Here is an 18,447-nt window from a genome sequence, read left to right as displayed (position 1 = left end):
GTTGTTATCGCGTCGCATAACAGCCCTGCAGGCCCGCGTTGCCGGACCCTTCTTGGCCCTTGACGCAAGGCTCGCGGCTCGCAAGATGCGCGCGTTCTTTCCCGCCCATCCGGAGCTCGTCTGTTTCCATGTCGCTGTCCCCCGAAGCCCGCAAGACCCTCGCCGGCATCACCACTGCCACCATCACCACGGTCCTGCTGAAAAAGGGCCTGCGCAATGTGTGGATGCGCGGCGCGCGTCCGCTGCGCCCGGGCCTGCCGCGCCTGGTGGGGCCGGCCTTCACGCTGCGCTTCGTGCCCGCGCGCGAAGATCTCGCGACGCCGGAATCCTGGTCGTCGCCGATCTCGACCCGCACTGCGATCGAGGCGATGCCGGACGGCTGCATTGCAGTGGTCGACGCGATGGGCATCACCGATGCCGGCATTTTCGGCGACATCCTCTGCGCGCGCATGATGAAGCGCGGCGTCACCGCACTCGTCACCGATGGCGTCGTGCGTGACGTCGAGGGCGTGCTCGGCACCAATCTGCCGGTCTGGTGCGACGGCTATGCCGCGCCGCCGTCGGTTGCGGGCCTCACCTTCGTCGGCTGGGGCGAGCCGATCGGCTGCGGCGGCGTTGCGGTGTTCCCGAACGACATCGTCGTGGCCGACCAGGACGGCTGCGTGCTGATCCCGCAGGCGATGCTCGATCACGTGCTCAATGAGGGCGTCGAGCAGGAGCGGATGGAAGCCTGGATCGTCAACGAGGTGAACAACGGCGCCGTGCTGCCGGGCCTCTATCCCATGAATGCCGAGACCAAGGCACGTTACGCCGCCAGCAAGAAGTAATCGGGAAGGAGCGAGGTAATCCCATGGAGATCACTGTTGCAGGCACCCGGCCCACCCGCCGCGCGCCCAAGGAAAACTTCACCGGCACCGTGTTGCAGGACCCCATCAACATGGCGCCCGCGCCGGCGCGGTTGAACGTCTCGCGCGTCTCGTTCGAGCCCGGCGCCCGCACCAACTGGCACCACCATCCGCTTGGGCAGACGCTCTACGTGATTTCGGGGGTCGGCCGCGTCCAGACCAAGGGTGGCCCGGTCCAGGAAATCCGCCCCGGCGACACCGTCTGGATTCCGCCGGGGGAATTGCACTGGCACGGCGCTTCACCGAACAACAGCATGTGCCATATCGCCATGCAGGAAGCGCTCGACGGAAAGTTCTCGACTTGGCTGGAGCCAGTCACGGACGAGGAATACGGGGCGCCGCTCGGCTAGCGCCGTTCTCCGACAGGACGCATCGCCCCTGGGCGATGCGTAGCCCAACTAAGGCTTGGAGCTAAATCCGCTCCGCCGTCCACGTGCCCGTGCACATGGCGCCGCGCCACGTGCCGGAGCCGGAGGTGCCGCTGAGCCGGCCGAAGCCGACGGCACGCTTGATGCCGGTGCTCAGGGTGACGTTGATGCTGCCGGCATCGGCCACGCGGCCGGATGCTGAAACCGCAGCGCTGCTCGATGCGATCTGGCCGTTGCTGATGCCGATCGAGACCGTTGCGCCGTTGCCGCAAGTCTCGCTCGATGATGAGATGTGGACATTCCACGCGCCGTCGAAGGTGGAGGTCGTCGCGCCTGCCTGCGTCAGCGGTACGGCGATGGCGACCATGCCGGCGAGGAGACCTTTGCGAAATCCGTTCATGACACGCCCCTTGGGTTGACCGTGCGGGGATCGTGGCACCGGCGGTGGAACCGGCGATGTGAGGGTTGTCACGCGCGCATGAGGCTGTGTGAGGTGGCGCACCCGCTATGACACGGCGGACAAAAGCAAAGGGGCCCGCATGACGGGCCCCTTGTCTTCGTCAGAGCGTCATACCCGAAGTCAGTTCACCCGCGTCCAGGTCTGGCCGCCGCAGAACATGCCGCCGAAGGCGCAGCCCTGCACGCGCAGCCGGTCGGTGCCCTTCATGGCGATCGTCGAATCGTAGGTCGAGCCGGAGTTGGGGTCGAGAATGCGGCCGGACCATTTCTGATCCTTGCCGGGCTTCATGTTGATCAGGACCTGCTCGCCATTCTGGTTCGATTTGCTGTCGACCGAATAGCCGCACAGATTGGTGCCGCACTGCTCGATGCGGACCTTGCCTTCCTTCTCCTCGGTGAGCCAGATTCCGAGCGGTGAACTGAGGTCGCGCGTCGGCGCGGCTGCGGGAGCCGGCGGCGCGACCGCGGCGGCCTGAACGGGTGCAGGTGCAGGGGCCGGCACGGGCGGCGGAGGCGGTGCCGGGGGGGCGGCAGCGACGGTCGGAGCCGGTGGCGGCGCCGCGGCGGGAGCAGCCTGTTGCTCGACCGGAGCCGGCGCGGGAGGCGGCGCAGGCGGCGGCAGCACGGCCGTTTCGGCAGGCGCATTGCTGGCGGTCGCTGCCGGCGGTGGAGCTGGTGGGGGCGGAGCCGCAGGCGCTGCTGCTGCGGGCGCAGGGGCCTGTTCGGCCGCGGGCGGTGCTGCGATAGGTGCGGGAGCCGGCGCGACGGCGGCCGGTGTTTGCGGGTCGGCCTTGGCCTGTTGCGGCGGCTGGCCCGGGATCGTCTCGTTCTTCTTGGCCTTCTTCGCCTTGCCCTGGCCGGTGTTGTCGTACACGCCGGGAATCTGCACCGTACCGCGGTCCGGATCGATGCGGATCGTGCGCCCGCCATATTCGAAAGTGTACTGCGCTTGCGCAGCGGTGCTCGCCAAAAGGAATGCGGCCGTGGCCAACAGCTTCCTCATTTCGCATCTCCTGAGCAGGTGGTCCCCGCACCAAGGCCTACGCCCCGGCTCGATCCCAAAAAGTGATCTAGATCACTGTCACCGTATGAGTCGTGTTCCAGCGGTTCCGGGTTCAATATGCCTGGAGCCGGTCCAAAGTTTGGCGAGGCAAGGGACATGAGGACGCGGGCCTGGGGCCTTTTCCGTTCCGATGGAATCGGAACGGGGCTCCAGGTTCTTATATCGACGCGTTTTCTTTACGCGAACGGGTACCTGCTTCGCTCGAAAACGCTCTAGTCGAACCAGGCGGCGTAGATCTTCCTGTAGCTGCCATCCTCCATCGAGATGTGCAGCCACTGGTCGACGAACGCCTTCAGCGCCATGTCGCGCTGGAGCCAGTAGGCCTTCTCGGAGAAATCGAACGGCTTTTCGGGATGCACCGCGCAGAGCACGCCTGAATGCTGCTTCTGCTGGTAGCGGGTCTCGGAGGCGTCCGTCATCATCAAGTCGGCATTGCCCTTGGCGATCTCGTCGAAGATCACGGTGTTGTCGGAGAAGACGGTGATCTCGGCGTCCTTGATGTTGGCGCGCGCGAAGCGCTCGTTGGTGCCACCGGGATTGACGATGACGCGGGTACCCTTCTTGTCGATATCGGCGATGCTCTGGTACTTGCCGACGTCGGCGCAGCGCGCGATCGGCGTCTTGCCTTCGCGCATGATCGGCATCGAGAAGAAGCCTTTCTTCTGCCGGTCGAACGTGACCGAGACGCCGCCCATGGCGATGTCGAACTGGTCGGCCTCGAAGTCCTTCATCAGCTTCGGCCAGGCCGTCGGCACGAACTCGACCTTGACGCCGAGCGCCTTGCCGAGCGCCTCCGCCATGTCGACGTCGAAGCCGCTGAACTGCTGCGTCGTCTTGTCCAGATAGGTGAAAGGCTTGTAGTCGCCGGTCATGCCGACGCGCAAAGTGCCGCGTTTGACGATCTCGTCGAGACGCGAGGGCGGCGGCTGCTGCGCGTAAGCCGAGACGTTTGCCAGCAGGACCACGGCCAAAGCCGCCACGATTCGAACGATCATCTCTTTTCCACCCATGCCCGAGCTGTCATTGTGCAGCTCTTGAGACCTGGATTTAGACCAGATGCCCGTCGCTGGCGAGGCGGAATTGAAGGGAATTCGACGTGACGATCTCGATGTATGACGCCTCGGTCGGCGTCTTCGTGCCGTATCTGCGCAACATGTCCGTCCTGCTCGACAAGGGCGTCGCCTATGCCGAAAGCCGGAAGTTCAATCCGGCCGTCCTGCTCGGTATGCGCATGGCGCCGAACATGTACGATCTGGCGCAGCAGGTGGGGGAGGCGTGCCGCCATGCCACGGTCGCCCCGGCCTTGCTGGCGCAATGCGAGCCGGTGGCACTGCCGGCGCTGGAGCACGACATGGCCGGGCTTCAGGCGCGCATCGCGACCTCAATCGAGTTCATCGAGAGCTTGCCGCGCGCCGATATCGACGCTGCTGCGGAGCTGAAGGTCTTCTTCAGGCTGAAGAACGGGACAGAGCTGCCCTTCACCGGGCGGACGCTGCTGCTGACCAACAGCATCCCGCAATTCTTCTTTCACGTCACGACCGCCTACGACCTGCTCCGGCACGCAGGCGTCGAGCTCGTGAAGAAGGATTATCTCGGGCGCAAGTGACTAAGCTTCGCCCTTGCGTTCGTAATCGGCGAGCGAGCTGCGGCCGGCGATCTCGCTGCGCAGCTCCTCGAAGCGTCGATGGGCTTCATCCTCGTGCGTGTCGACGAAATGCACCGCGGCTTCGCTCGTCATCGGGCCGCTGACCACGGGCGCGGACTGCTCGCCGATGGTCTCGTGGACGTAGAACTGGCCGTCATCGCCGCGATGGACCGTCCATTTCAGGCGGATCGCAACCATCGGCCCGGGACCGACCTTGCTGTAGCCGTCGGCATCGGTGTGCTCCGGCACCAGCGGCTGCTCCTCGACCACCGGATGCTCGTCGGCGGCCTCATGCTCGTCAGAGGCCGGGTGCACGTCGGCGACCGAATACTCATCTGCAGCCGCGGCCGTCTCCGTTTCGGTGTCGCGGACGACGAGAACGGGCTCGGGGTGCTCCAGAATGCTTGCGATGGTCGCGAGCGCGTGGTCGGTCGGGTCGATCTCTGACAAGGGTCCATCCTCCAGCTCGACGCGGCCGGCTAGTCTGTCCCACTGCCGCCGCGGCCGGATATATTACGCGGGTTTGATTAAGGCTGAGTTGGGGCCCGATCTGCACCAAAATGGGACGTATTCTGGCCATCCGAAGGCGGGCGGGCGAAGCATGATCCGGAAAAGTGCGCAGCGGTTTTCCAGAAAGATCATGCTCAAACAACAACCTAAAGCGCGATGACGATTCATCGCGCTTTAGCCGCCCGCCCGTCGGTTTTTCAGCCCAGCACGTCCTGATTGATGATGTTCTGCCGGATCGGATCGCCGTCTAGCACGCTCAGGATGTTGCGCGCAGTCTGCTCGCTCATGCGGCTCACCGCCTCCACCGTGACGCCGGCGACATGCGGAGCCATGATGACGTTGGGCAGCGCGAACAGCGCATTGCTGACCGGCGGCGGCTCGACCTCGAACACGTCGATACCGGCACCGGCGATCTTCCCGGAGACCAGGGCGTCGTAGAGCGCGGCCTCCTTCACGATGCCGCCGCGCGCGGTGTTGATGAGATAGGATTTCGGCTTCATCCGGCCGATCCTGTCAGCATCGAACAGGCCGACGGTTTCCGGGGTCTTCGGGCAGTGGATGGTGACGAAGTCGGCGTTGGGCAGCGCTGCATCGAGATCGGCGACGGGCTCGCAGCCGGCAGCCTTGATCTCGGCGGCAGGCTTGTAGGGATCGTAGACCTGCACGTTCATTTCCATTGCCTGGCAGCGCTTGGCGGTGCGGCTGCCGATGCGGCCGAAGCCGATGACCAGCACGGTCTTGCCGTAGAGGTCGAACGGCAGCATGCCGAGCCGGTTGGCCCATTGGCCGTCCTTGACGCAGGCATGCATCTCATTGGCGCGCTTGGCCAGCGTCAGCATCATGAACAGCGCCTGTTCGGCGACCGAGGGCGAGTTCGCGCTGCCCGCGACCATCAACGGCACCTTGCGGCGGGAGAGGGCGGGCACGTCGACGGCGTCATAGCCGACGCCGATGCGGGTCACCACTTTCATGTCGCGGGATGCCTCGAGCTCGGTCTCGCCGAAAGCGGTGGCGCCGAGCGCCACGCCGTGAACCGGGGCGTGGCTCTTCAGCAAGGCCTCGAAGTCCTTCGCCGAGATCAGGTTCGCAAACTCGACGAGCTCGATATCGTCCCGCTGGGTGAGGAGGGCGCGTGCCCCTTGCGACAAGGTTTGCGTAACGAAAATCTTCTTCTTGTTGGTCGCCATCGTCTCCTGCCTGCGCGAGTTTCTTGGACCGGCATCACAACACGGCGCCGGTCGCCTCGTTTAGCAGGTGCATATTGTTGAGGTCCATCGCCAAACGCATGGGTGCCCCGTCCTTGGCGCCGGCATTGGGATCGACGCGGCCGCAGATGGGTGTGCCGTCGAGGCCGAAATAGACCAGCGTCTCCATGCCCATTGGTTCGGTGACGTCGAGCACGGTCTCGAAGGTCTCGATCCCCGGCCCGAGATGCGCGTGCGACTCGGTGAGATGCTCGGGCCGGATGCCGAGCAGCAGCTGGTCGGTGCGCGGCAGTGCGTTGTAGCGCGCGGCGCGGGCGGCCGGCAGCGCGAAGGCGATGCGATCGCTCAGGCGGATCTGGAGCGTGCCGCCGGCATCCTCCAGCCGGCACGGGATGAAGTTCATCGCGGGCGAGCCGATGAAGCCGGCGACGAAGCGCGTTGCCGGCTTGTGGTAGAGCTCGTTCGGCGTGCCGATCTGCTCGATGCGGCCCTTGTTCATCACCACCACGCGGTCGGCCAGCGTCATCGCCTCGACCTGGTCGTGGGTGACGTACACCGTCGTGGTCCGCACCTTCTGGTGCACCTTCTTGATCTCGATCCGCATCTGCACGCGCAGCTTGGCGTCGAGATTGGACAGCGGCTCGTCGAACAGGAACACCTTCGGATTGCGCACGATGGCGCGGCCCATCGCGACGCGCTGGCGCTGACCGCCGGACAGCTGCTTCGGCTTGCGGTCGATCAGGTCGGTGATGTCGAGAAGGCGGGCGGCTTCCGTCACCCGCGCCTTGATCTCCGCCTTGGGATAGTGCTTCAGGCGCAGCCCGAACGACATGTTCTCCGCGACCGTCATGTGCGGGTAGAGCGCGTAGTTCTGGAACACCATCGCGATGTCGCGGTCCTTCGGCGGCACGTCGTTGACGACGTCGCCGCCGATCATGATGTCGCCGTCGCTGATGTCCTCGAGCCCTGCGATCATGCGCAGCGTGGTCGACTTGCCGCAGCCGGAGGGGCCGACCAGCACGATGAACTCGTGGTCGGCGATATCAAGGTCGATGCCGCGCACGGCCTCGACATCGTCGTAGCGCTTGATCACCTTACGCAGGGAAACATCGGCCATTGCACTTCACCCTCGATTCAACCCTTTGTTGCGCCGGCGGTCAGGCCGGCAATGTAGTAGTCCATCAGGAAGGCGTAGATGATCAGCGGCGGGGCCGCGCCGAGCAGCGCACCGGTCATGATCTGTCCCCAGTTGAAGACGTCGCCCTTGATCAGCGTGGTGGTGATGCCGACCGGTAGCACGAGCTGGTCCACCGACGTCGTGAACACGAGGGGATAGAGGAACTGAGCCCACGACACGGTGAAGGCGAAGATGGTCGCTGCGATCAGCCCGGGCAGCGCGACGGGGATGAATATCCGCGTCAGGGTCTGGAGCCAGGAGGCGCCGTCGATCAGGGCAGCCTCATCCAACTCCTTCGGGATCGAGGCGAAATAGCCGATCATGATCCAGGTGCAGAACGGCACCGTCAGCGTCGGATAGATGAACAGCAGCACGTACCATCTGTTGAGCAGCGTGATGCCGGTCAGATCCTGGACGAGCCCGAGTGTCTTGAACAGCGGAATGAACAGGAGGCTGTCCGGGATGAGGTAGGTGAGGAAGACGCCGGTGGCCAGCGTCGCCGAGCCCCAGAACTTCATCCGGGCGAGCGCGAAGGCCGCGGGGATGCTGATCAGCATCGTGATGATGACGACCACGATCGACACGATCGACGAATTCCAGAAGAAGCGCAGAAACTGGTTTGAGGTCAGGAGCTCGACATAGTTCGACAGCGTCGGGTGGAACACCCACCAGGGGTTGGTCGCAGCCGATATTTCCGCGCTGCTCTTGAGCGACGTGATCAGCATGTAGATCGGCGGCGTCAGGAAGAAGATCGCGAACAGCACCAGGAAGAAATAGGACCAGCGCAGGGCCCAGGTGCGGTCGCGGCTCATGCTGCCAAGCTTGACCTTGCGCGTCGGTCCGCCCTTGTCGATTGCAAGCGTGCTCATCAGGCCTCGTTCCCGCGTTTGGTGACATCGCGCAGGATGAAGATCGCTGCGACGGCGAGGATCGGCACCATGAACAGGGAGACGCAGGCGCCGAGCGGAATGTCGCTGCTCTGGATGCCGACCTGGAACGCCCATGTGGCGAACAGATGCGTCGTATCCAGCGGCCCGCCGGACGTCAGGATGCGCACGATGTCGAAGTTGGCGAAGGTCACGATCAGGGAGAACAGGGTCGTGATGGCGATGATGTTGCGCATCATCGGCAAGGTGACGTACCAGATCCGCTGCCACCAATTGGCGCCATCGATCGCGGCGGCCTCATAGAGCTGATCGGGCACTGATTTCAGCGCGGCGAGATACATGATCATGAAGAACGGAGCGCCGTACCAGATGTTGACGAGGATGACGGAGAACCGCGCCCAGAAGGTGTCGCCAAGCCACGGGATCGGCCCGACGCCGAAGAAGGAGAGCGTGTAGTTGAAGGCGCTGTAGGAGGGATCGAACAGCCACAGCCAGGCCAGGGTGCTCATCGCCGGAGGGATCACCCAGGGCACCAGCAACATGCCGCGCCATTTGCGCTGGCCCTTGGCCGGGATGTTGTGGACGAAATGCGCGACGATGAAGCCGATCAACGCCTTGAAGATCACCGCGGTGATCGCGAAGATGCAGGACTGCCGCACCACCATCCAGAATGTTTCGCGCTTGAACAGGAAGGTGAAGTTGCTCAAGCCGACGAATTTCGTCATCGCCTTGTTCAGCGTCGCGAGGTAAACCGAGTAAAAGGCGGGGTAGAGCACGAGCAGTGCGATCAGGAGGATCAGCGGCAGAGTCAGGAAGAATGCGACCGTCGATTTTCGCCCCAGCGCATTGCGCAGGCTTCGTCCCTTCCTCGCGCCCGTCGCACGGACGACGCGACCTTGCTCGACGACGACATCGGCCATGTCAGCTTCCTCAAGTCGGCACTATTGAGTCTGCTTCTTGCAAACTGTGCAACCGCGAAGCCCGCCATCTGGGTCGGCTTCCCGGTCATGCGGATCGGATGACGGGGTGTGGTGGCTCACGCACGTGGCGTGAGCCACCCTGGCACATCCCGCTCAGCTTCGCATGAAGCCTTCGCACTCGCCTTCGGCCCAGGCGAGCGCCTGCTCCATGGTTTCGCCGCGCGCAAAGCGCAGCGCCATCTTGGTCAGCGTCGCCTGGAAGTAGATTTGTTGCGCGATCTTCGGCGGCGCGGGCGACGCTGCGATCGACAGCGTCTGATGCTTGTAGGGGTCCGGGTAGTGGAAGAGCGTTCCCTTCGGCGGACCTTCCTCCTCCCATGTCTTGAACTTGGTCATGTTCGCGTAGGCCGGCAGGTCGTAGCCGCCGCTCACCGCGACGAATTTCTCGATCGAGGCTGGCGATGACATGTGAACGAGCAGGCTCTTGGCCGCCTCCTTGTTCTTGCCGAAGCTCCAGACGCCCCAGAAGTAGGGCAGGTACGGCGCAAACCGCCCCTTGGGACCCGACGGGAAGCCGTGCGTCCAGCACTGTTCGGCGACCTGCGGCGCGTCGCGCTTGGCAACGGCCCAGGCGCTCGGCGGATTGAGGATCATCGCGCCGCGGCCGGAGATCAGCCATTTGTTGTTCGAGGCGTCGTCCCAGGACGGCGCGTCCGGCGGCAGGAACGCGATCAGCTTCTTGTAGAACTCCATGGCCTGGCGAACCTGGTCGGTCTTCACCGTGATGTCGCCCTTGGCATTGACGAGCTCGGCGCCGAACGACTGGAAGAGCGCGCCGGCGGTGTCCACGCTGTCGGTGGTTTCACCGAGGCCGATGCCGAACGCGAAGCCCGCCTTGTGGCAAGCCTCGGCCGCCTTCAGGAAGGTCTCCATCGTCCAGTTCTCGACCTTGGGCGGGCCGCCGGCCGGATACATCTCCTGCACGTCGATGCCGGCATGCTTCTTCATCAGATCGATGCGGGAGCAGGGGCCCTTGATCTGGCTGCCGGGGGTCGCAGGCACCGCGAGCCATTTGCCGCCGGACTGTCCGAGATATTTGACGGTGCCGTTCACGTCGCCGTTCTGCTTGAGCAGCGGCTCCATGACGTCGTTGAGCGGCTCGAGATTCTCGGCATAGGCCTGCGGCCACCAGCTCGGCATCTGAAGAATGTCATGACCGGACTTGGCCTGCGCTTCGGCCGCGGCGGTCAGCTCGATCTTCTTGTTGTTGCTGGTGATGTAATCGATGGAGACTTCGACCTTCTCCTTTGCGGCCCATTCGTTGACCAGATCCGTCGAGGCCTTGTTGGCGCCGGGGACCCAGTGGTCCCAGAAGCCGATCGAGAGTTTGCCGGCGGCGTAAGCGCCCCGGACATAGGGCGCCGAGATCAGCGCCGCGGAGGACATTGCAGTGGCAGCCACAAATTGACGTCGCGTCAGTGTCTTGCGTGACATCTCGTTTCCTCACCTGGGTGTTTTATTGTTCTGGTGCTTCCTCTGGCATTCCGAGTTTTGTTTTTGATTTTCTTGTTCGCGTTTCTTCTTGTGCTACCTCGCGGTCGATCGCGCAACGGCCAGCAAATTGGTAGCGCGATCAGATCATGATTGATCCCGTCTGTCGAGGAAGCCGAACGGCTCGCCGTCTAGAACTAACGTTGCGTCCGGGAACGCGGCGGCGCCGTCTCGCGATGCGCGTCCGAGGTGAACCTCCGCCGCGCTTTTTGCGACGCACACTTCGGGCAAGGAGCGCGGGACAAATCGTGCGCAATTACGCCGCAGTTTCGAATAAGCCTTCATAACCGCTTCGCGCCAAACGCTTTTCGGGCGTGGACTGCAGTTGGCTGCGGCTGGACCCCGAAGCGGCGGAAACGATAGAGTTGCAACCGGCGGGTGGCCCCCACCCGGACAGGATAATCGGATCGACGATGGAGACCAGAATGATCAACCCGGCGCCGCCAGCGCGGCTTCACCCGCGGCGATGGCTCGCGCTGGGCTCCGTGCTCGCATTGCTGCTCGGCGCAGCCACGGTTGCGCAGGCACAAGGCCTGGTCAAAGGCGTTCAGGATGGGGCCGCGGCCGGCAACAAGGCGGCCGGTCCCGTTGGCGGCGTGCTGGGAGGTGCGATCGGCGGCGTGGTCGGTGTCTTCACCGGCGTGCTCGGCGTCAATAACAACCAGGCGCCGCCGCCGGCGGCCAAGGACGCCAACAAGGATGCGAGCAAGGACGCCGGCAAGGATTCCAAGCAGCCGGGCGCCGGCAAGGACAAGGACGCCAAGAGTGCCAAGGCGGGCAAGGGCGCCAAGGCCACCAAGGAAGCCAGGAACGCGCCGCAAGACAACAAGGACAAGGATGTCACCGTCCTCACCCAGCCCGGCGCGCCGCAACAGACCGCCGAGCAGATCGTCGCCAACAGCGATTCCTATATCGAGCGGATCAAAACCGAGTTGAACCTGACGCCCGATCAGGAGAAGCACTGGTTCGGCTTCTCGAGCGCCATGCACTACCTGGGGCATAACGGCGCGGAGCGGCTCAACCTGCGGATTGCCCGCGCCAAGCGGGATCCGCCTGACGACATCATCGAGCAGATGCGCAACGAATCGCAATTCCTGATCGACCGCGCCGCCGATCAGCGCAACGTCGCCGATGCCGCCGAGCCGCTTTATTCGAGCCTCGACGACAAGCAGAAGCAGGTCTTCATCCAGGAAATGGTGCGCCTCAGCCACGAGCGCGGGCTGGATTGATCAAGTTGAATCCGATTGCGGGCGTCTGAATTAACGGCGCCCGCCACGAATTCGTGAATCCTCTCCGCAATTCGGTTATGATTAGCTTCGCTAGCTGACTGCGGGGTTGATATGGCGGACGGACTCTCCGTTTTCCTGGTCGAAGACGAGGCGTTGATCCGGATGATGATCGCCGACATGGTGGAGGAGCTCGGCCACCATGTCGTCGCCGAAGCGGACAATGTCCGGGACGCGAGCGCCTTCGCGATGACGGCGCAATACGATTTCGCAATTCTCGACATCAATCTGAAGGGCCTCTACGTCGATCCCGTCGCCGACCTGATCGAGCGCCGCGGAAAGCCGTTTCTGTTCGCCACCGGCTACGGGCCGGAGCTGCTGCCGTCCTTGCTCCGGCGCCGGCCGATCCTGCGCAAGCCGATTTCCCTCGACCAGCTCAAGACGATGATCGACACGCTGTTTCCGGACGCGATCGCCAAGGCGCCTCACTGAGAAGGCGCCGCATTGAGATCGCCAACGAAAATGGCCGCCCGTAAGGGGCGGCCATTTGGCGAAAGAAATGTGTCGCGATCTCAGGTCAGCCCGGTGCTGAGGTCGATGCCGTGCGCCATCAGGCCGAACGAGGCGACCAGGCCCATGCAGCAGAACAGCAAGATGGTCTTGAACGAAGAATCGGCGAAACGCGTTTCGACGGCAGCCGGCATCGCGGCGAGCGAAATCATGCTCATGTTCATTCCCCCCTTTGTTGACCCCTGAATTGCATCAGGTGGGGGAACTCTTAGAGCAAAAAGTTTGACGTGAGCTTGCGAGGGATCGTTAACGGAATCGCAAATCGCTTGCGCGTTTGCGCGAGCGGCAAACGGTCCCGCAAGTCTCAGTTGCGCCCGTTCTTCAGCACGGTGGCAATGGTATGGGCGGTCATGGCGGCGCGATCAGAGGCGCGCTGCGCGGCCAGCCGGTCGCGCGCTTTTTCCTCGATCAGGAGCTCGATCAGGGCCAGCCGCTTGTCATCGTCGTCCGCCTCGGTCAGCAGGCGGTGATAGCGGTGATAGTCGAAACCCAAGTCTTGCTTACGCATGTCACGCCCCCGCAACTACGCCACATCCGTGGATTGTTTCTTATCGGATACAAACGGGCAAGCACGATCCAGCGTGGAACCGCAGGCACGTTGCAATCATCTGTGTATTACTGGAACCGGCGCGTGATGAGGGCGATCGCGCCTCAATCCGGATTGTGGTCGGCGAACATCTTCAAGCCGAGGAAGCTTGCATCAGGTTTCGTGACGAGCCTGGTCGGGATGTTGCGCAAGTAATCCTGGAAGCGCCCCTTGGCTTCGAAGCGCGCCCGGAACGCGGACGCGGCGAGGAACTCCGGAAAGCGCGGCACGATGCCGCCGGCGATATAGACGCCGCCGCGGGCCCCGAAGGTCACCGCGAGATTGCCCGCGACCGAGCCGAGGATGGCGCAAAACATCTCCAGCGTCGCGCGGCTGAGTTCGCAACTGCCCTCCAGGGCCGCCTTGGTGATGGCGGCGGCGTCGCGGTGCGGCACCTGAGCGCCGTCGACCTCCGCCAGCGCCTCGTAGAGGCTTTGCAGGCCGGAGCCCGAAAGCGCGCCGCGCTCGATGGAGACATGGCCGAGACGCCGGCGCAAGCACGCGATCACACGCTCTTCGCGCTCGTTCTCGGCCGGCAAAGTCGCGTGGCCGGCCTCGGTGACGACCGCCAGCCGGGCGCCGTGCCGCTCGACCAGACAGGAGACGCCAAAGCCGGTCCCGGGGCCAACCACCAGCAGCGGCTCTCCGGGGAGGCCGTCCTGGCCCCCGAGCGGGATCAAATCGGCTGGTTCCAGGGCGGGCAGGGACCAGGCCACCACCTCGAAATCATTGAGCACATGCACGCTCTCGAAGCCGAGGGCCGGCTGGAGCTCGTTGCCGTCGATGACCCACGGGCTGTTGGTCATGACGCAGCGGTTGTTGGTCACCGGACCTGCGACGGCCAGCACGGCTCTTTTGGGCTGCTCGCCGCCAGGCTGGCGCGCGAGGACGTCGGCGATGGCTTCCCGAACGGTCGGGAAGTCGGCGACCTTCACATAGTCGATGGGGCCGGCCTGGTCGCCGCTGTTCGATGCGCTTTGGCTCAGCGCAAAGCGCGCATTGGTGCCGCCGATATCGGCGAGAAGAATCTGTCCTGTCTTGCCGGTACTCATGACCATGTGGCTGCCGCGCCGTGCAGGCTCGCGGGAACCGTTTCCTCCGCTCCATCCGGTCCGCGATTTGCGAACGTGCTTGAGAATCCGTCCTTGGGTGAGCCTAGTCAACTCGGACAACGCCAAACCGTTGCATCCCGGCTACTATGGCGCGATACCGCCGCATCGGTCGGTGGTTGCGAAGCCGCGCGGGAAGATCGACATTGGACTGGAGCGGTCGGCGCCCGCCGCGCCGGACGGCTGGAACGGGACCTTGCGATGAAGATTTCCGACCGCGATGTGCTGCTGGTGATCGACGTGCAGAACGATTTTTGCACGGGTGGAGCGCTCGCCGTTCCCGGCGGCGAGAAGGTTGTCCCGGCCGTCAACCGGATCGCCCAAAAATTCACCAATGTGGTGCTGACCCAGGACTGGCATCCGCGTGACCACGTCTCGTTCGCGCCGAACCATGCGGGCAGGCAGCCGTTCCAGGCCATCGAGCTCGACTATGGCACCCAGGTGCTCTGGCCGTCGCACTGCGTGCAAGGCACCTCGGGCGCCGAATTCCACCGGGAGCTCGACGTCGGCAGGGCAAACCTCGTGGTGCGCAAAGGCTTTCGCCGCGGCATCGATTCCTATTCGGCGCTGTTCGAGAACGACCACCGGACGCCGACGGGCCTGCTCGGCTATTTGCGCGAGCGCGAGCTGAAGACCGTCTTCGTCGCAGGCCTGGCGCTCGACTTCTGCGTCCGCTTCTCGGCGGAAGATGCGCGCAAGGCGGGGTTTGAGGTCGCCGTCATCGAGGATGCATGCCGCGGAATCGATCTCGACGGCTCTGTGGCCGCGACCCATCGGAGTTTTCGCGAGCGCGGTATTTCGATCGTCAGCCTGGAGGCCTTCCTGTGAGGACCTTGAGCTAGTCATGGTGGAGAAGAGCGGCAAACCGCCGGGCGGATCGGATCGTCCTCAGGATGATACGCTGCTATGGCCGTTTGCGGCGGCGAAGCTCGCGATGAATGCCTGCTTCTGGTGGCTGGAGCGTGGTCCGCCGGAACAGGACGAGAGCACTCTGCCGTGGACGACGCCCAACACGGTCGCCTTGGAGCTTGCGACCATGCGCCTGCGCGATTGCACGCGGACGCGATCCGGCCAGCCGGCACTGGTCTGCGCGCCCTATGCGCTGCATCGGGCCCTGATCGCCGACTTCGCAGCAGGCCACAGCGTGGTGCAGTCCCTGCAAAATGGCGGCATCGGCCGGATCTATCTCACCGACTGGCGCTCGGCCACGCCCGACATGCGCTATCTCTCGATCGACAACTATCTCAGCGATCTCAACGTCGCCATCGACGAGATCGGCGCGCCGGTCGATCTCGTCGGCCTGTGCCAGGGCGGATGGCTGTCGCTGCTCTACGCGGCGCGCTTTCCCGCCAAGGTGCGGCGGCTGGTGCTGGTGGGTGCGCCCGTCGATCTCTCGATCGACTCCGAGCTGTCCCGGCTCGCTCGCAATGCGCCAGAGGCGGTCTACGACCAGCTCGTCGCGCGCGGCGGCGGCAATGTCAGCGGCGACGAGATGCTGCGCTTCTGGTCCAAGTCGCCAACCCGCGACGATATCGCGGCGGCGTTGCAGAAGGACCTCTCGGACGAGGAGGGCGCGGCACTGCTCGCGCGTTTCGATCGCTGGAATGCGGAGACCCTCAACCTGCCCGGCACTTATTATCTGGAGATCGTCAACCGGATCTTCCGGGAGAACCGGATTGCCGATGGCAACTTCACGGCGCTCGGCCGCGAGGTTGATCTGAAGGACGTCAAGGCGCCGGTCTTCCTGCTGGCCGGGCTCGATGACGATGTCGTGCCGGCCAGCCAGGCGCTTGCGACCGCCGGTCTGCTCGGTACGCCGCCCGCCTTCATTGCGGCGGCCTCCGAGCCCAGCACTCATCTCGGCCTGTTCATGGGCTTGCGCACCCACGCCCATGCCTGGCCCCGGATCGCCGAGTGGCTGCGCAGCGACCTGTCCGGCGTGCTGGCCCGCAGTGCCTGACTTCGCCGGGCGCCGGGCCGGGCGAACATGCAAATCCGTTATGCATGACGGCGGATGGCCTGCACCGGGCCGGCCCGATGGGCTACATATGGTCAGGAGCCGATGGCTGCGGCCGCGACAAGATTAAGGGTACTGCGCTCGATGACGTTCCATTCGATCTACGCCCACGGATTTGCGCGGATGGCGGCCTGTGTCACCACGTCCCATGTGGCCGATCCCACGGCCAATGCGAAGGCGATCCTGGCGGCCGCGAATGCCTGCCACGAGCAGTCGGTGGCGGTCGCCGTGTTTCCCGAGCTGTGCCTGTCCGGCTATGCGATCGAAGATCTGGTGAAGCAGGACCCGCTGCTCGATGCGGTTGAGCGCGGACTCGTTGCCATCGTTGACGCCTCCACGGCGCTGATGACCGTCCTGATCGTCGGCGCGCCACTGCGCTTCGGCAATCGCATCTACAATTGCGCCGTCGTCATCCATCGCGGCAACGTCCTTGGTGTCGTGCCCAAGAGTTACCTGCCGACCTATCGCGAATTCTACGAGGGACGGCATTTCGCCTCCGGCGCCGGCATTGCCGGAGAGACGGTCGCCTTTGGCGGGTTGCACGCACCGTTCGGCGTTGACCTCCTGTTCGCAGCCGATGACGTGCCGGGCCTGACCGTCGGCGTCGAGATCTGCGAGGACATGTGGATCCCGGTGACGCCGGCCTCCGAGCTTGCGCTCGCCGGCGCGAGCGTGCTGATCAACCTCTCGGGCAGCCCGATCACGATCGGCCGGGCGCGTTCGCGCGCGCTGCTCTGCCAGTCGACGTCGGCGCGCTGCCTTGCGGCCTACGTCTATTCAGCCGCCGGGGCAGGGGAATCGACCACGGATCTGGCCTGGGACGGCCAGACCTCGATCTATGAGAACGGCTTGCTGCTGGCCGAGGGCGAGCGGTTCCGCCAGGGTGGCCAGATCACCTATGCCGACGTCGATCTCGACCTGCTCAGGCAGGAACGCGCACTGATGGGCACGTTCGACGACAATCGCCGGCAACGCGAAGGCTTTTTCCGGAAGATCACCTTTGCCCTGAAGCCGCCGGCCGCTGACATCGGCTTCCTGCGCAAGATCGAGCGCTTCCCGTTCGTGCCGAGCGACGAGACCCTGCTCGAGCAGGATTGCTACGAGGCCTACAACATCCAGGTCGCCGGCCTCGTGCAGCGCATGCGCGCGACCGGAACCAAGCGCGTGGTGATCGGCGTCTCGGGCGGTCTCGATTCCACCCACGCCCTGATCGTTGCCGCCAAGGCAGTCGACCTGCTCGGCTTGCCCCGCGAAAACATCCTCGCCTACACCATGCCGGGCTTTGCCACCGGCAGCGAGAGCAAGACCAACGCACTCGCGCTGATGAAGGCGTTGCGGACGACTTGGCAGGAGCTCGACATCCGCACCACCGCCACGCAAATGCTGAAGGACATCGGCCATCCCTTCGGCAAGGGCGAGAAGGTCTACGACATCACCTTCGAGAATGTGCAGGCTGGCCTGCGCACGGACTATCTGTTCCGGCTCGCCAACCATCACGGCGGCATCGTCATCGGCACCGGCGATCTCTCGGAGCTCGCGCTCGGCTGGTGCACCTACGGCGTCGGCGACCAGATGGCGCATTATAATGTCAACGCCGGAGTGCCGAAGACGCTGATCCAGCATCTGATCCGCTGGGTGATCGCTTCAAAACAGTTCAGCGACGACGTCAACCTGACGCTGGCCTCGATCCTGTCGGCCGAAATCTCGCCCGAGCTGGTTCCCGTCAAGCCCGGCGAGAAGCCGCAGAGCACGGAAGCTTCCATCGGCCCCTACGAGCTCCAGGATTTCAACCTGTTCTACACGCTGCGGTTCGGCATGCGGCCGTCCAAGATTGCTTTCATGGCGTTGCAGGCCTGGAAGGACGTCGCCAAGGGCGAATGGCCGCCGGCGTTCCCGAACGACCGGCGCAAGGCCTACGATCTCAAGGAGATCCGCCGCTGGCTGGAGGTGTTCCTGCGCCGCTTCTTCGCTTTCAGCCAGTTCAAGCGCTCGGCGATGCCGAACGGCCCGAAGGTTTCGGCCGGCGGCTCGTTATCGCCGCGTGGTGACTGGCGCGCGCCGTCGGATTCAAGTGCGGCGGCGTGGCTTGAGGATCTCGAGCGGAACGTGCCGAACTGATCGGCAAGACGAGGGCAGACACGGCGCCTCAAACGACTTCGCGCCGCGCGGCTCATGGAGCCGGCGGCGCGAAGTTGCGTTCAATCCAGAAAAGTTTCGAGGTCCGGAGTGCCTAGGAGTCCGGACCTCGT

The 18,447-nt window shown here is 64.4% G+C and carries 20 protein-coding genes; 8 read left to right on the top strand and 12 right to left on the bottom strand.

Features of this window, described 5'->3' with window-relative positions; all coding sequences use genetic code 11:
* Positions 1-128 precede the first annotated feature (128 nt).
* Entirely contained in the window at positions 129-827 is a 699-nt protein-coding gene (locus NLM15_RS22695; protein WP_008129640.1) for a ribonuclease activity regulator RraA, read from the top strand.
* Between the two features lie 23 nt (positions 828-850).
* Positions 851-1,255 (top strand): cupin domain-containing protein, encoded by a 405-nt coding sequence (locus NLM15_RS22690; protein ID WP_254119572.1) that lies wholly within the window; start codon positions 851-853, stop codon positions 1,253-1,255.
* 61 nt (positions 1,256-1,316) lie between these two features.
* Here the strand turns inward: NLM15_RS22690 and NLM15_RS22685 are convergent, their stop codons facing one another.
* From NLM15_RS22685 to NLM15_RS22675, 3 genes are all read right to left on the bottom strand, one after another.
* Positions 1,317-1,673 (bottom strand): hypothetical protein, encoded by a 357-nt coding sequence (locus tag NLM15_RS22685; RefSeq protein ID WP_254119570.1) that lies wholly within the window; start codon positions 1,671-1,673, stop codon positions 1,317-1,319.
* A 180-nt stretch (positions 1,674-1,853) separates the two neighbouring features.
* Positions 1,854-2,735 (bottom strand): DUF2147 domain-containing protein, encoded by an 882-nt coding sequence (locus tag NLM15_RS22680; RefSeq protein WP_254119568.1) that lies wholly within the window; start codon positions 2,733-2,735, stop codon positions 1,854-1,856.
* Positions 2,736-3,007: 272 nt separating this feature from the next.
* Positions 3,008-3,790: a transporter substrate-binding domain-containing protein gene (locus NLM15_RS22675; RefSeq protein WP_254119566.1), complete on the bottom strand. Its 783-nt coding sequence runs from the start codon at positions 3,788-3,790 to the stop codon at positions 3,008-3,010.
* A 113-nt stretch (positions 3,791-3,903) separates the two neighbouring features.
* Here NLM15_RS22675 and NLM15_RS22670 point away from each other — a divergent pair, with 113 nt between their 5' ends.
* Positions 3,904-4,401 (top strand): DUF1993 family protein, encoded by a 498-nt coding sequence (locus NLM15_RS22670; RefSeq protein ID WP_254124348.1) that lies wholly within the window; start codon positions 3,904-3,906, stop codon positions 4,399-4,401.
* Here NLM15_RS22670 and NLM15_RS22665 read toward each other — a convergent pair whose 3' ends face one another.
* The 6 genes from NLM15_RS22665 to NLM15_RS22640 all read right to left on the bottom strand — a co-directional run bounded on the left by NLM15_RS22665 (position 4,402) and on the right by NLM15_RS22640 (position 10,633).
* Positions 4,402-4,890: a hypothetical protein gene (locus NLM15_RS22665; protein WP_254119564.1), complete on the bottom strand. Its 489-nt coding sequence runs from the start codon at positions 4,888-4,890 to the stop codon at positions 4,402-4,404.
* 257 nt (positions 4,891-5,147) lie between these two features.
* Positions 5,148-6,137 (bottom strand): hydroxyacid dehydrogenase, encoded by a 990-nt coding sequence (locus NLM15_RS22660; RefSeq protein ID WP_254119562.1) that lies wholly within the window; start codon positions 6,135-6,137, stop codon positions 5,148-5,150.
* 34 nt (positions 6,138-6,171) lie between these two features.
* Positions 6,172-7,272, bottom strand: a complete 1,101-nt coding sequence (locus NLM15_RS22655; protein ID WP_254119560.1) for an ABC transporter ATP-binding protein — start codon at positions 7,270-7,272, stop codon at positions 6,172-6,174.
* A gap of 17 nt (positions 7,273-7,289) precedes the next feature.
* A complete protein-coding gene (locus tag NLM15_RS22650; protein ID WP_254119558.1) occupies positions 7,290-8,201 on the bottom strand; it encodes a carbohydrate ABC transporter permease in 912 nt (303 codons plus the stop codon).
* Entirely contained in the window at positions 8,201-9,139 is a 939-nt protein-coding gene (locus NLM15_RS22645; protein WP_254119556.1) for a carbohydrate ABC transporter permease, read from the bottom strand. Before NLM15_RS22645 ends, NLM15_RS22650 begins: the two co-directional genes overlap by 1 nt.
* 153 nt (positions 9,140-9,292) lie before the next feature.
* Complete coding sequence (locus NLM15_RS22640; protein ID WP_254119554.1) at positions 9,293-10,633, bottom strand: ABC transporter substrate-binding protein; 1,341 nt, start codon at positions 10,631-10,633, stop codon at positions 9,293-9,295.
* A 482-nt stretch (positions 10,634-11,115) separates the two neighbouring features.
* Here NLM15_RS22640 and NLM15_RS22635 point away from each other — a divergent pair, with 482 nt between their 5' ends.
* The gene (locus NLM15_RS22635) at positions 11,116-11,919 is read left to right on the top strand and encodes a Spy/CpxP family protein refolding chaperone (protein ID WP_254119552.1); all 804 of its coding nucleotides are present in this window, start codon (positions 11,116-11,118) and stop codon (positions 11,917-11,919) included.
* Positions 11,920-12,030: 111 nt separating this feature from the next.
* Positions 12,031-12,408 (top strand): response regulator, encoded by a 378-nt coding sequence (locus tag NLM15_RS22630; RefSeq protein ID WP_254119550.1) that lies wholly within the window; start codon positions 12,031-12,033, stop codon positions 12,406-12,408.
* An 80-nt stretch (positions 12,409-12,488) separates the two neighbouring features.
* Here the strand turns inward: NLM15_RS22630 and NLM15_RS22625 are convergent, their stop codons facing one another.
* From NLM15_RS22625 to glk, 3 genes are all read right to left on the bottom strand, one after another.
* Entirely contained in the window at positions 12,489-12,644 is a 156-nt protein-coding gene (locus NLM15_RS22625; RefSeq protein WP_254119548.1) for a hypothetical protein, read from the bottom strand.
* A gap of 146 nt (positions 12,645-12,790) precedes the next feature.
* Complete coding sequence (locus tag NLM15_RS22620; RefSeq protein ID WP_254119546.1) at positions 12,791-12,994, bottom strand: hypothetical protein; 204 nt, start codon at positions 12,992-12,994, stop codon at positions 12,791-12,793.
* A 143-nt stretch (positions 12,995-13,137) separates the two neighbouring features.
* Positions 13,138-14,124 (bottom strand): glucokinase, encoded by a 987-nt coding sequence (glk, locus tag NLM15_RS22615; protein ID WP_254124346.1) that lies wholly within the window; start codon positions 14,122-14,124, stop codon positions 13,138-13,140.
* Positions 14,125-14,382: 258 nt separating this feature from the next.
* On the opposite strand from glk, the gene pncA reads away from it, so the two are divergent.
* The 3 genes from pncA (at position 14,383) to NLM15_RS22600 (ending at position 18,316) form a co-directional block, all read left to right on the top strand.
* Complete coding sequence (gene pncA, locus NLM15_RS22610) at positions 14,383-15,009, top strand: bifunctional nicotinamidase/pyrazinamidase (protein WP_254119544.1); 627 nt, start codon at positions 14,383-14,385, stop codon at positions 15,007-15,009.
* A 16-nt stretch (positions 15,010-15,025) separates the two neighbouring features.
* Positions 15,026-16,141: an alpha/beta fold hydrolase gene (locus tag NLM15_RS22605; protein ID WP_254119542.1), complete on the top strand. Its 1,116-nt coding sequence runs from the start codon at positions 15,026-15,028 to the stop codon at positions 16,139-16,141.
* A 141-nt stretch (positions 16,142-16,282) separates the two neighbouring features.
* Positions 16,283-18,316, top strand: a complete 2,034-nt coding sequence (locus tag NLM15_RS22600) for an NAD(+) synthase (RefSeq protein WP_254119540.1) — start codon at positions 16,283-16,285, stop codon at positions 18,314-18,316.
* Positions 18,317-18,447 lie beyond the last annotated feature (131 nt).

Source organism: Bradyrhizobium sp. CCGB20 (genome assembly GCF_024199855.1).
Lineage (GTDB): Bacteria > Pseudomonadota > Alphaproteobacteria > Rhizobiales > Xanthobacteraceae > Bradyrhizobium.
This window is presented reverse-complemented; position numbering and strand designations above follow the sequence as displayed.

Coding starts and splice junctions, on each gene's coding strand:
- NLM15_RS22630 (WP_254119550.1), top strand. CDS start 12,031: ATGGCGGACGGACTCTCCGTTTTCCTGGTCGAAGACGAGGCGTTGATC.
- NLM15_RS22680 (WP_254119568.1), bottom strand. CDS start 2,735: ATGAGGAAGCTGTTGGCCACGGCCGCATTCCTTTTGGCGAGCACCGCT.
- NLM15_RS22670 (WP_254124348.1), top strand. CDS start 3,904: ATGTATGACGCCTCGGTCGGCGTCTTCGTGCCGTATCTGCGCAACATG.
- NLM15_RS22640 (WP_254119554.1), bottom strand. CDS start 10,633: ATGTCACGCAAGACACTGACGCGACGTCAATTTGTGGCTGCCACTGCA.
- NLM15_RS22675 (WP_254119566.1), bottom strand. CDS start 3,790: ATGATCGTTCGAATCGTGGCGGCTTTGGCCGTGGTCCTGCTGGCAAAC.
- NLM15_RS22690 (WP_254119572.1), top strand. CDS start 851: ATGGAGATCACTGTTGCAGGCACCCGGCCCACCCGCCGCGCGCCCAAG.
- NLM15_RS22605 (WP_254119542.1), top strand. CDS start 15,026: ATGGTGGAGAAGAGCGGCAAACCGCCGGGCGGATCGGATCGTCCTCAG.
- NLM15_RS22635 (WP_254119552.1), top strand. CDS start 11,116: ATGATCAACCCGGCGCCGCCAGCGCGGCTTCACCCGCGGCGATGGCTC.
- NLM15_RS22650 (WP_254119558.1), bottom strand. CDS start 8,201: ATGAGCACGCTTGCAATCGACAAGGGCGGACCGACGCGCAAGGTCAAG.
- NLM15_RS22625 (WP_254119548.1), bottom strand. CDS start 12,644: ATGAGCATGATTTCGCTCGCCGCGATGCCGGCTGCCGTCGAAACGCGT.
- NLM15_RS22655 (WP_254119560.1), bottom strand. CDS start 7,272: ATGGCCGATGTTTCCCTGCGTAAGGTGATCAAGCGCTACGACGATGTC.
- NLM15_RS22620 (WP_254119546.1), bottom strand. CDS start 12,994: ATGCGTAAGCAAGACTTGGGTTTCGACTATCACCGCTATCACCGCCTG.
- NLM15_RS22695 (WP_008129640.1), top strand. CDS start 129: ATGTCGCTGTCCCCCGAAGCCCGCAAGACCCTCGCCGGCATCACCACT.
- pncA (WP_254119544.1), top strand. CDS start 14,383: ATGAAGATTTCCGACCGCGATGTGCTGCTGGTGATCGACGTGCAGAAC.
- NLM15_RS22660 (WP_254119562.1), bottom strand. CDS start 6,137: ATGGCGACCAACAAGAAGAAGATTTTCGTTACGCAAACCTTGTCGCAA.
- NLM15_RS22685 (WP_254119570.1), bottom strand. CDS start 1,673: ATGAACGGATTTCGCAAAGGTCTCCTCGCCGGCATGGTCGCCATCGCC.
- NLM15_RS22645 (WP_254119556.1), bottom strand. CDS start 9,139: ATGGCCGATGTCGTCGTCGAGCAAGGTCGCGTCGTCCGTGCGACGGGC.
- glk (WP_254124346.1), bottom strand. CDS start 14,124: ATGAGTACCGGCAAGACAGGACAGATTCTTCTCGCCGATATCGGCGGC.
- NLM15_RS22600 (WP_254119540.1), top strand. CDS start 16,283: ATGACGTTCCATTCGATCTACGCCCACGGATTTGCGCGGATGGCGGCC.